The following is a 15,000-nucleotide window of genomic DNA, read 5'->3' as shown; positions in this document are numbered from 1 at the left end:
GATACATGAGAGCCAAGCCAGCCAATAGCATACAACGCCTGCCGTACCTGCTGCTGGTATGGCTGTGCTGGTGCAGTGCGGCTATGGTGGCGCAGGCGCAAAGCCAGGTGCCGCTTGGTGGCTGGCAATTGCATGTACCCTACCAGCAGGGCAGAGCCGTAGCCGTGGCCCCTGGCAAAGTATACCTGGCTGCCGAACGCGGGCTGTTTTATTACGATCAGGAGTTCAACACCACCGAAACGATTTCTAAAGTTGACGGCCTGAGCGAGCAGCAAATCAGCGATATAGCCTTTAGCGAAGGTGCCAGCACACTTGTAATTGCCTACCACAACACCAAAGTAGATTTGCTGCAAGACAACGGTATCTACGCCATCAACGACATCTTCCGCAAAAGCATCACCGGCGAAAAGAAAATTAACCGCATTTATACTTATAACAAGCTGGCTTACCTGGCTACCAGTTTCGGGGTGGTGGTGCTAGACCTGCAGAAGCGCGAGGTGAAAGGCACTTACAGCAGCCTCGGCCCCAACGGTGAAAGTATAAACGCCACTGATGTAGCCATACTAGAAGATAAAATTTACCTGGCCACCAGTCTCGGCATACTTTCCGCGCCTCTTTCAGGAGCCAACCTGCAGGATTTCAGGAGCTGGAGAAACGAGAGCGGCGGTTTACCTGACCCGGCGGCTGTTGCCAGCCTGGCGGCCTTTCGGGGACAGTTGTATGCCGGCGCCAACAGCGGCGTTTATACTTTGCGCAACGGAAACTGGACCGAAACTGCTTTGGCTGCCGGAGCGGCTGTAGAAAGTATAAATGCCTCGGATGCGCACTTAAGTATAGTTTCTTCGGAGGGAGTGTTGGTGCAGGATATCAATGGGCAGGTTTATACTTTAGATCATGCTTTGCTCACGCAGCCGCAGGAGGCCATAGCCACAACCAAAGGAGAAGTATGGCTAGCCGACATGGCAAAGGGCCTGGTAAAACTCAACCTAACTAACACGGAAGCAGCAGCCTTTGCGCCTGCTGGACCTTATACCAGCGACAGCTTCCGGATTTATACTTATGGCGGTAAAGTATACGTACTGAGCGGCGGCTACAGCGATGCTTATCAGCCCAACGGCAGCTGGAACGGCTTTTATACTTTTCAAAACGGCGAATGGCAAAACTATAACCGCACGTTGTTTCCGCAGCCTTCTTTTGTGGCGGGGCAGGATCTGGTAAGCGCCATGCTCAACCTAACCACCGATAAACTGTACCTGGCCAGCTATGGCAGTGGACTTTTGGAGTGGGAGGGACCGGAGAAAGGCACACTGTACAATGCACAGAACAGCCCACTGCTGCCAACTGCCGCTACCGAACAAGTTAGAGTTACAGATGTAGCCGTGGATTTTGAAGGCAATGTTTGGGTCGTGAACCCGAACAGGCAGCCCAATAAACCCGGCTTGCACAGGCTAAGCCCTGATAGAACTTGGCAGTCTTATAACCTGAACAACATTCCTGATGCCAGCAATCTGACAAATCTTGTACTGGATGATTTTGGGCAAAAGTGGCTATCTATATCCCGAAGCGGCAACTCCCGAAGCGGACTGGTGGTGTACGATGAGCAGCAGAACCGCACCCGCAACCTGGCGGTGGGCGAAGGCAACGGAGGGCTCCCGAACGGCACGGTTTACAGTATGGCCAAAGATTTGAACGGCGATATTTGGGTGGGCACAGCCAGTGGCATAGGTATTTATTATAACCCGGCCTTGGTATTTGAGTCTGCACGTTACGACGCGCGCATACCCATAATAGACGGCAGGCCCCTGCTGGACGGGCAGGTGGTGCGAAGTATAGCCATAGACGGAGCCAACCGAAAATGGATCGGCACGGACAATGGCCTCTGGCTATTTGGCCCGGACGGAGATGAGCAGCTCCACCACTTTACCACCCAAAATAGCCCTTTGCCTTCCAACAGAGTGCAGTCGGTGGGGGTAGAGCACCAGACCGGAGAAGTGTTTGTGGCAACCGATGCTGGCGTGGCCTCTTTCCGCTCCAGCGCCACCATTACCGAAGGCAAGCCGGAGTGTGCGGTGGTTTTTCCTAACCCTGTCCGTGCTGATTTTTACGGTGAGGTAGGTATTGCCGGTTTGCCAAACAATGCCGATGTACGCATCACCGATGTAGCGGGCACGTTAGTATACAAAGGAAAGGCCACCGGCGGCACATTCGCCTGGGACACCCGCGATTACAATGGAAAGCGCGTAAAGGCCGGTGTGTACCTGGTAATGAGCGCCAGCGAGGATGGCAGCCAAACCTGTATCAGTAAAATAGCCGTACTGGAGTAAATGTTAGTCAAGACAAGAGGAGTCGTTCTCAACAATATAAAGTATAGGGAGACGTCCATTATCACTAAAATCTATACAGAGGCGCTGGGTGTGCAGTCGTACATCGTAAACGGCGTGCGCAAAAAAGGCAATGGCTCCCGCATTGCGCTGTTTCAGCCTTTTACGCTGCTGGATATGGTGGTGTATGTATCGCACCGCGGCGGGCTGTCCCGCATCTCAGAGTTTAAAACGGACTACTCTTTTGTCTCAATTCCTTTTGATATCCGCAAGAGCAGCATAGTGTTGTTTCTGTCGGAGGTAGTGTCGCGCACAGTGAAAGAGGAGGAGGAGAATTTGCCGCTGTTCCATTTCCTGTACAGCGCCATCACTACTTTTGACGAGATGGATCGTGGCTTTGAGAATTTCCACCTGGTGTTTCTGCTGCAACTGAGCTTCCATTTAGGCTTTGGCCCGAGTTCCGGGGCCGAGGTGGTGGAGCAGGTAGCTTTCTCGGCTAACGCGCAGTCTGCTACCTCTGCGCCTACCGTAATGGCCATGCAAGCCCACGAAGCATACTTCGATCAGCTGCTGCAGGAGCCGGATTACGCTACCATCCCCAACGGCAAAGTGCGCCGCGAACTGCTCGACATCCTCATTCGTTACTATCAGCTGCATGTGGATAAGCTGGGCGATATAAAGTCGCTGGCCATACTTTCGGAGGTGCTGGCCGAGTAGCAGAAGTATAAAAGTATAGCTTCAGAAGTATAAAAAAAGCCGCCAGTAAGTATAACCGGCGGCTTTTGTGTTTTTAGTATGTAAGTATGGCTACGGCAGAATCTCCAGTACCTCAATCTCAAAAAGAAGCGGTGAGTTTCCTGGGATTGATCCAGAACCGTAAGGGCCATAACCCAAATGAGAAGGAATATAAAGGCGAGCTGTCTCGCCGGCTCTCATGTATGGCAAACCCTCGTCCCACCCTGCAATAACTCCTCTAACTCCAACTGTAAAATTGAAAGGTGCATTGCGGTCACGGCTTGAATCGAATTTTGTGCCGTTCAGGAAAGTACCTACGTAATGTACAGACACCTTGTCTCCCGGAAACACCTTATCGCCAGTGCCTTCTTCTATAAGCTGATAGTATAAACCGCTGCTGGTTTTGGTTACCGTGGCGGGGTCAATGCCGTTGGCCTGGAAGTACTGCTGAATCTGCTTGTCGTCCTTCTCTTTCTGAGGAGTGGTGTCATCTTTGCAGGCGGCAAAGCCAAGCGTAACAAAAAGCAGCAGAAGCGCCTGCAGCAGGCGGCTTCCGTTGTTGCCTTTAAGTATAGAAGTCATGCGTTGTACGCTTACTGATTTGCTTGTTTCTGCACGTCAACCAGCTCCACGTCGAAACGCAGGATAGAGTTAGCCGGAATCTCAGGGCTTGGCGCCTGCTCCCCGTAAGCCAGCGGCGACGGAATAAGCAGAATAGCCTTGCTGCCTTCGTTTAGTTGCGTTATAGCGTCATCCCAACCCTGAATAACACGTTGTTGGCCAATCGGGAAACGGATCGGCTCGCCACCAGACATTGGGTTGTTGTAAGAAGAATCGAATTCCTTGCCATCCAAGCGGGTGCCTTTGTAATGTACAGCCACTTCGTCGCCAGGAGATGGTTTTTCGCCTTTGCCCTTCTCTGTTACCACATAGTAAACACCAGACTCAGTTTTCTGCACGTTCTCCAGGTTTTGCTCCTTCACGTACTCCTGAATCTTCTCGTCGTCTACCTTAATCTGCTTTTCGGCACGTACTTTAGATTCCTCCATGTAGCGCTGCATCAGTTCCTGCTGGTAGGTCTGCGCCTCCGCCTGGTTCATTACACGCTCATTTTTGATTCTGAAAGTAAGGTCGGTGCCCGCCTTAATGTGCGGAGGCAACGGACGTCTGAAGATGTTGGCAAACACAGTGTCTGCGTTCATTTTAAACACGCCGCTATCGCCGGCAGAAAGCATCATAACAGCGCTCTCTAAACCGCCTTTCATGGTTGGCTCCATAATCGGAATAACCATTGGCAAGTTTGGCGGGTTGTTGCGGGTGTCTACAAACACAGAGTCCTCAGAGTTGATGATCTGCCAGTGGAACGCCACAAACTCACCGATTTTTGCACCGCTAGAGTCTTCAGGGGCTAACTCGCCTTTATTCTCGTACTCGCCTTTTTCGTTTTGTCCAAAGATTTTATACTCCAGGCCATCAGCCGTAGTATAAAACTGATCGTTGTTTTTGTCGCATGCCTGCAACACCAATGCCCCGGCCAGTACCGGCAGCAAAAATTTAGTTCTAGATAGCATTTAGTATGGTTTGATGTAAGGTTTTATCTGACTGTGGCGTGCTGCAGCTTGTCTTTGTAGAGCGGCAGCAGACTCTCGAATTTGGCAACCGTGTTCTCCAGCGAGTCCATAGACATGCCGCCGGCTGCGTTTTTATGACCTCCTCCGTTAAAGTTCGTGCGGGCAAACTCATTGGCAGAGAAATCACCAACTGAACGGAACGACATTTTAACAGCCTGAGACCGGTCGATGATAAGCGCTGCAAAAACGATGCCTTCAATAGAGAGTGCATAATTTACAAGTCCCTCTGTGTCACCTGTTCTGGAGTCGTAGGCTTTCAACTCTTCGGCCGTGATGGCAATATAGGCCGTGTTGTACTCGCGCAGCACCACCAGCTTGTCCTTGAGGGCATAGCCCAGAAAACGCAGGCGCAGTTCTGAGGAGCTGTCGTAGATCAGGCGGTGAATATCGGAAGTCTTTACGCCGATGTGCAGGAGGTCTGCAATAATTAGGTGCACGTTTTTAGAAGTGCTCGGGTGGCGGAAGGATCCGGTGTCGGTCATAATGCCCGCGTACAGGCACTCGCCAATTCCAGTGTCTATCAGGTTGCCGTCGCCTAAATCTTTTATCAGGTCATACACAATTTCGGCGGTGGCAGCGGCACTAGTGTTGGCAAAATTAAGGTCAGCGAAGTCCTCCGGCTGCAGGTGGTGGTCTACCAGTACTTTGGTGCCTTTGGCCTGCCGGATGTATTCGCCCATCTCGTTAATACGCGAGAGGTTGTTAAAGTCAAGGCAAAAAATCACCTGCGACTCATTGATAATACGCTGCACCAAGGCATCGTTTTTAGCCGAGTAAACAAGTACGTCGTCGTTGCCCTCCATCCAGTTCAGGAAGCTTGGGTAGTCTGACGGCGTAACAACGGTTACGCGGTGTCCTTTCTTTTTAAGATAGCCAGCCAGACCAAGCGATGAACCCAACGCATCCGCGTCCGGTTTGTGGTGAGTGGTGATCATCACCTCTTTAGGCTCTCTCAGAAGCTCTTGCAGAGCATTGATATCATACATAGGGTAAGTATAAATCCTCTGATTAATAAGGATATAAGGCGCGAATTTCTGAATAAAATATCTTTAAAGCAACAGTGGCTGGTTTTACTGTGGGCACAGCGCTTGCCGAGCCTTGCCTGCCTTTCACTAAAGTTAGCGGAAAAGTATACCAATATTGCCCGAAATGCGCTACTTTTGCTGGCTAAAGTAGACATTATAAACGATAAAGTAAAAAGAGAACATGGCCGGGAACAAGACATTCACCATGATTAAGCCAGATGCGGTAGCAGAAAACCATATTGGCGGCATTGCCAAAATGATTGAGGAGGGCGGCTTCCGTATTGTGGCGATGAAAAAGACAAAACTGTCTGAGGAGCGCGCAGGCAAGTTTTACGAAGTGCACAAAGAGCGTCCGTTCTACGGCGACCTTGTAAAATACATGTCTTCTGGCCCGATTGTGGCGATGATCTTGGAGAAAGACAACGCAGTGGAAGACTTCCGCACACTGATCGGTGCTACCAACCCAGCTGATGCTGCAGAAGGTACAATTCGTAAGGTATACGCTAAGTCTATCGAGGCTAACGCGGTGCACGGCTCTGACTCTGATGAGAACGCACAGATTGAAGGAGACTTCTTTTTCGCTGCTGACGAGCGTTTCTAAGCTCCAAAAGAATACTTATTGATTGAGAAGCCCGCCTGGTGTAATGCCTGGTGGGCTTTTTTGTTTTTCAAAATCAGGTTTATTAGATTGGGTTAGATGTACAGGATTTTCTGCGATACTAATTCCAACCACCCCGGCCCTCAGAGCTGCCCTCGCTTCGAACTCCCATTTTCACTAGAAGCTATATCAAAAATAAAAAGTACAATAAGTGCGATCAACTGTACTCCTAAAGTACGTACCTTTAAAGCTACTTTTCATGATGATCTCAAAGCAGAATTAGCTAACCTGAGGTATTTTTGAGATAGCTTCTAGTCTAAGGAGGGGAGTTTTCACCCCTCTTCGGCCTTCCTTTAATAACAGGGAGGGCCGGGGCCAGTTGCATCAGCCCTAGTTATCCAACCACCCCTAACCCCTCAGAGCTACGCTCGCTACCTTCGAACTAGCGTTCTCGGTAGTCTAAGGAGGGGAATTCTGTAGAAGCTCCGTCAGCGGTAGCTATATAAAACTGATCCCAGTCCTTGGGTGGGGGTAGGGGCCCATGAAAAAGAGCGCCTTTGGAGTTTTTCGGTCCCGTAGGGATTGCAAAGCGACAGCGAGCAAAGAAAAGCTCCCAGCGCGATGCCCGAAGTCGAGGCCTCACTTAAAGAGGGCCCCTACCCCCGCCTAGAGGAGCCAAAGCCAGAGGTGAAACAAGCAAGTGGTATAGCTATGGATGAACAGGAACCAGCAAGTATAGCTTGATTCAAATTTAGGGAGGCAGGGCAGCTATAGAAGTATAAACAACAGCAAGTATAAAAAACAAACATCCACCCTCAGAAAGGAGGCTGGATGTTCTACCTTAACACAAACAGGTATTTTTAATCTCTCGGTATCACAAAGCGCTGGCCGGGGCGGATCAAGTCCGGGTTATCACCAATTTTATCTTTGTTAGCCTTGTAAATCTTGGTCCAGTCGTTGGCGTTGCCGTAGTGCTTCTTGGCAATTTTAGATAGCGAGTCGCCGCTCTGCACGGTATACACGTCCTGGTTCGGGCCGGCGTCTGTCGTCTTGTTCATGTCGCTTGGGCTATAAAACCCCTGGCCAGGCTGTCCGGGCGTGCGCGAGGTAACATCGGCTCCTTTACTAACCGGCTGCGTGCCTTTAGGCGTTTGCACGTTCTTGGACGAAATATTGCTGGCTGGTTTAGCAGGCTCTTCCTTACCCTTCTTAAAAAAATCTAACAGTCCCATATTCTAGTGTTTTTAAGTCTGATTTTGTTTTACTTATAGCAGCGCAGATAGTATGAATTGCGGCTGCACTCTTATAAGATACGCTGGCAGAATCACTTAGTTGTTATGGGCCAATTGCAACGAGATGCGGGGGCAGGACGTAAACCTAGGCTCAGTATAACCAAACCGAAAAAAATGAAAAAGATACATAAAAGCGTGGCACCGCTGTTTGCCGTGTTGCTTACTATATTTTTTACCAGCTGCGGCGGCACAGAAGAAGTCGGCTCAGAAAACATGATATCCGGGGCAGATAATAAAACCTGGGTAGTAGACGAAGAAAAGGATGCCTCGGGACAGGAGCAGGACTTAACAGATACCGAAGAAGCGCAGAGTATGCAGTTTTATGCTGATGGACGCTTCGCGATGGGTGGGAACGGCATGCTGCAAACAGGCACCTGGTCTTTCGACCAAACCGCCAAGCGCATTACCCTGCAGTTTGAAGATGAAGACGTAACCCAGACCTTTGAGGTACTAAAGCTAGACGATGACGAAATGGACCTGAAAGCCCCTGATGGTACTACCCTGGAGCTGGAGGTAAAAGAGTAACTATTCTGTAGTTTTAAAGTATAACCTAATGGTTTCGATAGTGGCGGCAACTTGCGTAAAGCAGGTTGCCGCCACTTTATTTTTGCAGCAACCTGCGCATGCTCAGCAAACCCATTAACGGCCCGATAACCAGAAGTATAAAAACAGCCTGAACAGGCAGGGAAGTCAGCAGGTAACCTGTTAGCTGTATGCTGATGATGGTGATGGCAAAGCCGATGGAAGTAACCACTGTTAGGGCAGTGCCAACCAACTGCGGCGGTGCCGTACGTGCCGTTAACGCTGAGAACTGCGGCGAATCTCCGGCCACTACTACACCCCAAGACAACAGAAAAGGCAGGAGCATAGAAGGCTCCTGTAAAATCCAGATACTAAGTACACAGCAGAGCCCTGAGAGCAGCAACTGCACAAAAGCCACCCGGGCACTGCCCCAGCGCTGCGAAGCATAGCCGCCACCAACGCAGCCAACCGCTCCGGCTGCAATCACTATAAAACTTCCTATTGATAGCTGCCCCTGCTGCCACTCCGGGTAAGCGTAAGCCAGTATAAAAGGCACAAAAGCCCACAGCGTATACAACTCCCACATATGCCCAAAGTATCCGAAAGCCGCTGCCCTAAACTCCCGCACTTTAAACACCTGCAACATGTTGCTTATCTTAAAACCCGCCCCTTTTGCCAAGTATGGGCCATCCGGCACGAGCAGGTACATCAGTAAGCCGCCCGCCGCCGAAAGTATACTTATGGCCAGTAGCATACTTTGCCAGGGAAGCGCTGCCCCTAGCCCTCGTAGCAAATGCGGAAAAGCTGTGCCTAGCACCAAAGCCCCCACCAAATAACCAATAGCCTTACCCAGGTTGCCGCTGTACCAACTGGCCGCTATCTTCATGCCTACCGGGTAAATGCCTGCCAGCAAAAAGCCTGTGAGGCCACGCAAAAGCAGCACACCGGTTATACTTGTGGCAGATACCAGAATGAAGGCATTTGCAAGGGCGCCCAGCAGTGCGCACAGCAAAAAAAGAAGGCGCGGCGATATCCTGTCTGCCAGTGAGAAAAAGGCGAAACAGAGCGTACCAAGTATAAACCCGAACTGCACTGCCGAGGTGAGCAGGCTAAGCGCGCCCTGCTGCAAACCCAGCGACGCCTGCAGCTCCGGCAGCACGGCATTACCAGCAAACCACAACGATGTTCCCGCAAATTGGGAGAGCACAATGGTTGGCAGAATGCGCACTGGCGCAGGCGAAAGTATGGCAGTCTGTGTCATAAGCGGGGAGGTGTAGAACTAGGCGTTAAAGATACATTTCTTTTGCATGTGTAGTGGCGCAAGGTGGTGCTTTGGCAGCTTTGCAAGTATAGTTGTACCTTAGTGCCACAGGAGAGCAGCCTATGAAACAGAAACAATTTCCGGTGTATTGCATTGAGGAGTTCCAGCAGGGAGCAGCGAGCCGCGATAACGTATTCTTCATGACCCGGCTGGAAACACTGGTGCAGCGTTTCGAGAATATCGACAAGCCGCATAGCCATACCTTTTACCTGGTCATGATGGTGACCGGTGGCTCCGGCACGCATACCATCGATTTCGTGACGCACCAGATCGAGCCACCGCAGCTGTTCTTTTTAACGCCGGGCCAGGTGCACAGTTGGAACCTGTCGGCGGACATTACCGGCATTTCCGTGTTTTTTGAGGCCAACTTCTTTCTGCAGCACCATCCGCAGCGCTTGTATCAGTATCCGTTCTTCCATAGCCAGCAGCACAAACCGCTGCTTTCCTTGCCTAAAGATAAATTCTGGACTGATTTAATGGGATGTATGTACCGGGAGTATGATGCCCAGTTGCCGCACCGTAACGAGGTGCTGCTGTCCTTTCTGCACATCCTCCTCGAAAACGCAGCCCGTCTTTACCGCTCAGAGGCATTTCAGGGCAAGGCTCCAGGGGCCTTGGCTAAAGTAAACGAGTTCGAGCTGCAGCTGAATACCCACTTCCTGCATAAACGCGAAGTAAAGGACTACGCTGATATGCTGCACATCACGCCTAACCACCTGAACGTACTCTGCAAAACCACAGTAGGCAAAACAGCCAGCCAACTTATCCACGACCGTGTGATGGTGGAGGCTCAGCGCCTGCTGCTGCATTCTACCATGTCTATCAAAGAAATAGCCTACAAACTGCACTTCGACGATAACTCATACTTCTCACGCTTTTTCAAGAAGCACAGCGGCAAGACCCCGGAGCAGTTTAGGAAGGTTGAGAGTTAGGGAGATAGAGAGGTGATGAGGTTAAAAAATTAAAAAGTCAGGAAGTTAGAAAGGTGGGGAAGGAGTGAATTAATTTGGGTATGCCGCAAGTTTAGCCTGTAAGTAACTTGTGGTTATATATGGCCAGCAGTTTCCAACTGCATTGCTTTGAAAAGCAAAACCTGTAATAGCTTCCGAAATCATTCTTTAAAGCAAGCGATCGTTTCATATACTTTGCTGCCGATGCAAAACGCAAGTTACAAACTTGCCTTATAGAGTTACCACAAGTAATGCTCGCGCTAAACTTGCGGTAATAAAACCTGGACTCTCCAACTTTCCACCTCCCAAGCCCTCTAACTTATCCAAAGATCGTTTCCGCGAATTTCTCGATGGCTTTGCGGGTTTCGTAGGTGCGCTCAAACATGCCCATGTGGCCGGTTTTCTCCAGGAAGTATACCATGCTATTGCCGGGCAGGTGGCATTGCTCCAGCGCTTTTTCAAGCGGTACGGCACCATCCTCTTTACCGAAAATAAACAGCACCGGAAACCTGGCTTTGCGGAGTGCATCAGAGCGGTCGGGGCGGTCGCGCATGGCGGCAAGTGCGCCGGTAACACTCTCTTGCGGGGTGGCGCGGCCAATCTCTTTCATCAGCTCAATTTCCTGCTTCAGCCAGTCGCGGTTTTCTTTGTAGAAAAGCGGCTCTACAAATGGGTTTATAAAATTGATGACACCGTGGCGCTCCACATAATCTATACTTTTGCTTCGGCTTTCTTTCTTCTCGTCGGTATCGGAGAGGGCGGAGGAGTGGAAAAGGCAGAGGCCTTGCAGCATGCTTCCATACTTTGCGGCAAAGGCCATACTTACATAACCGCCCATGGAGTGGCCCACCAAAATGCACCGGTGCACGCGCAGTTCCTCCAGCTTGTGCTTCACGTAATCAGCCATGCTTTCCATGCTATAGCTGCTGATGCTCTCAGTATTCTCTCCGAAACCGGGCAAATCCAGGGCGATGATGCGAAATTTCTGCTGCAGCGGCTTAGTAAACTCCGCCCATACTTGCTTGCTCTCGCAGAAGCCGTGCAGGAAAACTAGTGTGTCGCCAGAGCCGTGGTCGGTGTAGGTGTTTTGCATTTGTCTGAATCAGGATTTACAGGATTAAGGGATGAACAGGATTACCTTCAAAAGTATAAAATTGGATATTACCCTTTGTGCCTGCTGTTAAAAATCTTTTTGTACGGCAGACTGCTTGCTCCAAGATTAATGAGGAGACCTACGGGCTTCTTGTAAGCATAAACATAGTTTTTGGTCTAACTCTATCGCTGATACATTGCTTCCTAAAAGCCATTGCCTAAAGTGCTGTGAACTCTCATGGCGCAGTCAATTATTTTAAATATGATAGCATCCAACTGTATAAAGCCCTATACGATATCAAAATAAATATTTAGCTTCTTATTCAGAATTCCTGTTTATCCAAGCATCCTGTAAATCCTGATTCAGACGAAAACAAGAAGGCCCCGCAAGTATAAAACCTGTGGGGCCTTTGCTAATATCTAGCGTCTAACATCTAGTGATTTATACTTTCATGGTTGCGCCAACTAGTTCACGCACGGCGTTTTCGATATCCTGCGGAGCAAAACCAGCTTCGTGCTGCAGCTGTAGCTGAGAGCCGTGCTCAAAGATTGCATCCGGAATACCAAGGCGCTTTACCTGAGCCGTATAGCCGTTATCGACCATAAACTCAAGCACCGCGCTTCCGAAACCGCCCTGCAGGCAGCCATCTTCCACGGTAATCACTTTATCATACTTCGCAAAGATGTGGTGCAGTAGCTCGGCATCCAGCGGCTTGGCGTAACGCATATCGTAGTGGCCAGGCGTAATACCGTCCTGCTCCAGCTTCTGGCAGATATCTACCGCGTAGTTGCCCACATGCCCAAAGGTAAGTATGGCTAGCTCTTCGCCCTCCTGAATGGTGCGGCCCTTGCCCACCTGTTGCAGCGCCAGCGGCGTGCGCCACTGCGGCATAACGCCCTCGCCGCGCGGGTAACGGATCGTGAACGGCCCCATATCCTCCTGAGAGGCGGTGTACATCATGTTGCGCAGCTCCTGCTCGTTCATGGGGGCGGCCACCACCATGTTCGGGATGCAGCGCATGTAGGCGATATCGTAAGCGCCATGGTGCGTTGGGCCATCGGCGCCGGCAAAACCTGCTCTATCCAGGCAGAAAACCACGTTCAGGTTCTGGAGGCACACATCGTGCAGCACCTGGTCGTAGGCGCGCTGCATAAATGTGCTGTAGATGTTGCAGAACGGCACCAGCCCCTGCGTGGCCAAACCAGCGGAGAAGGTAACGGCATGCTGCTCGGCAATGCCCACATCAAAGGCGCGGTCAGGCATGGCTTTCATCATGATGTTAAGCGAGCAACCGGAAGGCATGGCAGGCGTTACACCCATAATCTTCGGGTTCTGCTCGGCCAGCTCAACAATAGTATGGCCAAATACGTCCTGGTACTTGGGTGGCTGCGGCTTATCTGGAACTGTTTTGTAAATCTCTCCGGTAATTTTATCGAACAGGCCCGGCGCGTGCCATTTAGTCTGGTCTTTTTCGGCCAGGGCAAAGCCTTTGCCTTTGGTGGTAAGGCAATGCAGAATCTTAGGCCCCGGAATATGCTTCAGGTCTTCCATCACCGATACCAGGTGGTTAACATCGTGGCCGTCTATCGGGCCAAAGTAGCGGAAGTTAAGCCCCTCAAACAGGTTGCTCTGCTTCAGGATGGCCGCTTTTACGCCACCTTCAATCTTAGAAACAATGGTGCGGGCATCCGGGCCAAACTTGCTGATTTTGCCCAGTATCTTCCATATCTCATCGCGCATCTTGTTATAGGTGCGGGAGGTGGTGATATCTGTTAAATATTCTTTGAGTGCGCCCACATTCGGGTCAATGCTCATGCAGTTGTCGTTTAGGACCACGAGCAGGTTGGCATTGGCTACGCCACCGTGGTTCAGGGCCTCGAAAGCCATACCGCCCGTCATGGCACCATCGCCGATAACGGCAATGTGCTGGCGCTGCTCCTCGCCTTTATACTTGGAGGCAACCGCCATACCGAGCGCCGCCGAAATGGAGGTGCTGGAGTGGCCCACGCCAAAGGTATCGTACTCGCTTTCCTTGCGTTTTGGGAACCCGGAGATACCGCCATGCTTGCGGTTGGTATGAAACACATCGCGGCGGCCCGTTAGTATTTTGTGGCCGTAAGCCTGATGGCCCACATCCCACACCAACTGGTCGTAAGGCGTATTAAACACATAATGCAGCGCTGTAGTAAGCTCCACCACGCCAAGGCTTGCGCCAAAGTGCCCGCCATGGATAGACACAACATCGATGATATACTGCCTCAGCTCCTGCGTTACCTGCAGCAGTTGCTCCGGCTTCAGGTTCCGTAGTTCGGCAGGCGAGTTGATGGAGCCAAGCAGCTCTCCGGATTTGATTATCATAGAATTGTCCTTATAGAACCCTAACAAAAATACTGGGCTAAAGTTTAAAAAGCACCCACGGTGCCTTTTCCTCCAAATCGTAAAGTTAATAAATAATAAAACACAAGCGGCCACTTAATATGACAGAACACCTGTACGAAATATATAGAGAAAAGTATATGTATAGCTGTAAAAGCAAAGGAGCCACAATAGCCCAAAAATGCCGCTGCTGCCCCAGCCTAATGTTTTGCTGTATACCTTGCCGCTGTTAAATAGTTGTGAACCATGCCCTAGCCGTTTAGGTTGAAGCACTGAAGCCGGACGTATGCAATCCGCTGAAAATGTTTATTTTTGCCACCTGCGCAGCCGCTTGCGCCCTAAATGAGTTGATAAGGTGAGTTTCGAGATAAGATTACCGTTGTTTGAGGGTCCGTTTGACCTGCTGCTTTTCTTTATTGAGCGTGATGAGCTTGACATACATGACATTCCGATTTTCCGGATTACAACTGAGTTTGTGGGCTACCTGCAGGAGCTGGAGCAGCTGAACATAGAGGTAGCCAGCGATTTTATACTTACCGCCGCCACTTTGATGCGCATTAAGGCTAAAATGCTGCTGCCGCGTGTGGAAAAGGACGAGGAGGGCAACGAGATAGACCCGCGCGAGGAGCTGGTGCAGCACCTGCTGGAGTATAAAAAGTATAAAAGCGCTGTGCCGGACCTGTCGTTAATGGAAGACCAGCGCCTGGCGCAGGAGAGCCGCGGTAACATACACCACGAACTGCAGCAGATAGCCAATGCCAACCACTTCGAGTACGAGCTGCAGGACCTAAGCCTTTACAAAATCATGCGTGTATTTGAGAAGGTAATGACCCGCTTTGAGCAAGAGCAGAACAAGCCAAAGCATACGGTTATCCAGTATCCGTACACCATAGACGGGCAGCGCGATATTATCCTAAACATGGTGCAGCAGCGCAACCGCCTGGCTTTCTCTAAACTGATTGAGGAGTTTCCGGATAAGATCGGTATGATCTTTAACTTCTTGGCAATTCTGGACATGCTGCAGCTCAACCTGATCGGGTTGGAAGTGGGCGACGGTTTCAACGACTTTTTTATTTTAGAGGCAGAGGGACAGGCCACCCAGGTCACACAGCTGCTGGTAGAGTAGCTGCATGATC

Annotated in this window: 13 protein-coding genes; 6 read left to right on the top strand and 7 right to left on the bottom strand. The window is 50.6% G+C overall.

Annotated features, from left to right (window positions below; all coding sequences use genetic code 11):
* Window positions 1-5 precede the first annotated feature (5 nt).
* Window positions 6-2,324, top strand: coding sequence for a two-component regulator propeller domain-containing protein (locus Q1B04_RS04380; protein WP_299756014.1), 2,319 nt, complete (start codon window positions 6-8; stop codon window positions 2,322-2,324).
* Window positions 2,325-3,038 (top strand): DNA repair protein RecO, encoded by a 714-nt coding sequence (recO, locus tag Q1B04_RS04375; RefSeq protein ID WP_299756012.1) that lies wholly within the window; start codon window positions 2,325-2,327, stop codon window positions 3,036-3,038.
* Between the two features lie 90 nt (window positions 3,039-3,128).
* Here recO and Q1B04_RS04370 read toward each other — a convergent pair whose 3' ends face one another.
* From Q1B04_RS04370 to Q1B04_RS04360, 3 genes are read right to left on the bottom strand one after another with little or no spacing between them, the layout of a single operon-like run.
* Window positions 3,129-3,638: an FKBP-type peptidyl-prolyl cis-trans isomerase gene (locus Q1B04_RS04370; RefSeq protein WP_299756010.1), complete on the bottom strand. Its 510-nt coding sequence runs from the start codon at window positions 3,636-3,638 to the stop codon at window positions 3,129-3,131.
* 11 nt (window positions 3,639-3,649) lie between these two features.
* Entirely contained in the window at window positions 3,650-4,627 is a 978-nt protein-coding gene (locus Q1B04_RS04365; RefSeq protein WP_299756007.1) for an FKBP-type peptidyl-prolyl cis-trans isomerase, read from the bottom strand.
* Between the two features lie 23 nt (window positions 4,628-4,650).
* Window positions 4,651-5,673, bottom strand: a complete 1,023-nt coding sequence (locus Q1B04_RS04360) for a bifunctional oligoribonuclease/PAP phosphatase NrnA (protein WP_299756004.1) — start codon at window positions 5,671-5,673, stop codon at window positions 4,651-4,653.
* Window positions 5,674-5,893: 220 nt separating this feature from the next.
* On the opposite strand from Q1B04_RS04360, the gene Q1B04_RS04355 reads away from it, so the two are divergent.
* Entirely contained in the window at window positions 5,894-6,313 is a 420-nt protein-coding gene (locus Q1B04_RS04355; RefSeq protein WP_299756001.1) for a nucleoside-diphosphate kinase, read from the top strand.
* An 857-nt stretch (window positions 6,314-7,170) separates the two neighbouring features.
* On the opposite strand, the gene Q1B04_RS04350 is transcribed toward Q1B04_RS04355, so the two are convergent.
* On the bottom strand, window positions 7,171-7,542 hold the full coding sequence (locus tag Q1B04_RS04350; protein WP_299755998.1) for a LysM peptidoglycan-binding domain-containing protein: 372 nt from the start codon (window positions 7,540-7,542) through the stop codon (window positions 7,171-7,173).
* 174 nt (window positions 7,543-7,716) lie between these two features.
* On the opposite strand from Q1B04_RS04350, the gene Q1B04_RS04345 reads away from it, so the two are divergent.
* Window positions 7,717-8,127: a hypothetical protein gene (locus Q1B04_RS04345; RefSeq protein WP_299755995.1), complete on the top strand. Its 411-nt coding sequence runs from the start codon at window positions 7,717-7,719 to the stop codon at window positions 8,125-8,127.
* A gap of 76 nt (window positions 8,128-8,203) precedes the next feature.
* On the opposite strand, the gene Q1B04_RS04340 is transcribed toward Q1B04_RS04345, so the two are convergent.
* The gene (locus Q1B04_RS04340; protein WP_299755992.1) at window positions 8,204-9,385 is read right to left on the bottom strand and encodes an MFS transporter; all 1,182 of its coding nucleotides are present in this window, start codon (window positions 9,383-9,385) and stop codon (window positions 8,204-8,206) included.
* Window positions 9,386-9,507: 122 nt separating this feature from the next.
* Here Q1B04_RS04340 and Q1B04_RS04335 point away from each other — a divergent pair, with 122 nt between their 5' ends.
* On the top strand, window positions 9,508-10,377 hold the full coding sequence (locus tag Q1B04_RS04335; RefSeq protein WP_299755990.1) for a helix-turn-helix domain-containing protein: 870 nt from the start codon (window positions 9,508-9,510) through the stop codon (window positions 10,375-10,377).
* 337 nt (window positions 10,378-10,714) lie between these two features.
* Here Q1B04_RS04335 and Q1B04_RS04330 read toward each other — a convergent pair whose 3' ends face one another.
* A complete protein-coding gene (locus tag Q1B04_RS04330; protein ID WP_299755988.1) occupies window positions 10,715-11,488 on the bottom strand; it encodes an alpha/beta hydrolase in 774 nt (257 codons plus the stop codon).
* A 441-nt stretch (window positions 11,489-11,929) separates the two neighbouring features.
* Complete coding sequence (gene dxs, locus Q1B04_RS04325; RefSeq protein ID WP_299755986.1) at window positions 11,930-13,846, bottom strand: 1-deoxy-D-xylulose-5-phosphate synthase; 1,917 nt, start codon at window positions 13,844-13,846, stop codon at window positions 11,930-11,932.
* Window positions 13,847-14,219: 373 nt separating this feature from the next.
* Between dxs and Q1B04_RS04320 the strand changes: the two genes are divergently transcribed.
* Window positions 14,220-14,990: a segregation/condensation protein A gene (locus tag Q1B04_RS04320; protein ID WP_299755983.1), complete on the top strand. Its 771-nt coding sequence runs from the start codon at window positions 14,220-14,222 to the stop codon at window positions 14,988-14,990.
* Window positions 14,991-15,000 lie beyond the last annotated feature (10 nt).

The sequence above is a fragment of the uncultured Pontibacter sp. genome, assembly GCF_947495565.1.
Classification (GTDB): domain Bacteria; phylum Bacteroidota; class Bacteroidia; order Cytophagales; family Hymenobacteraceae; genus Pontibacter.
This window is presented reverse-complemented; position numbering and strand designations above follow the sequence as displayed.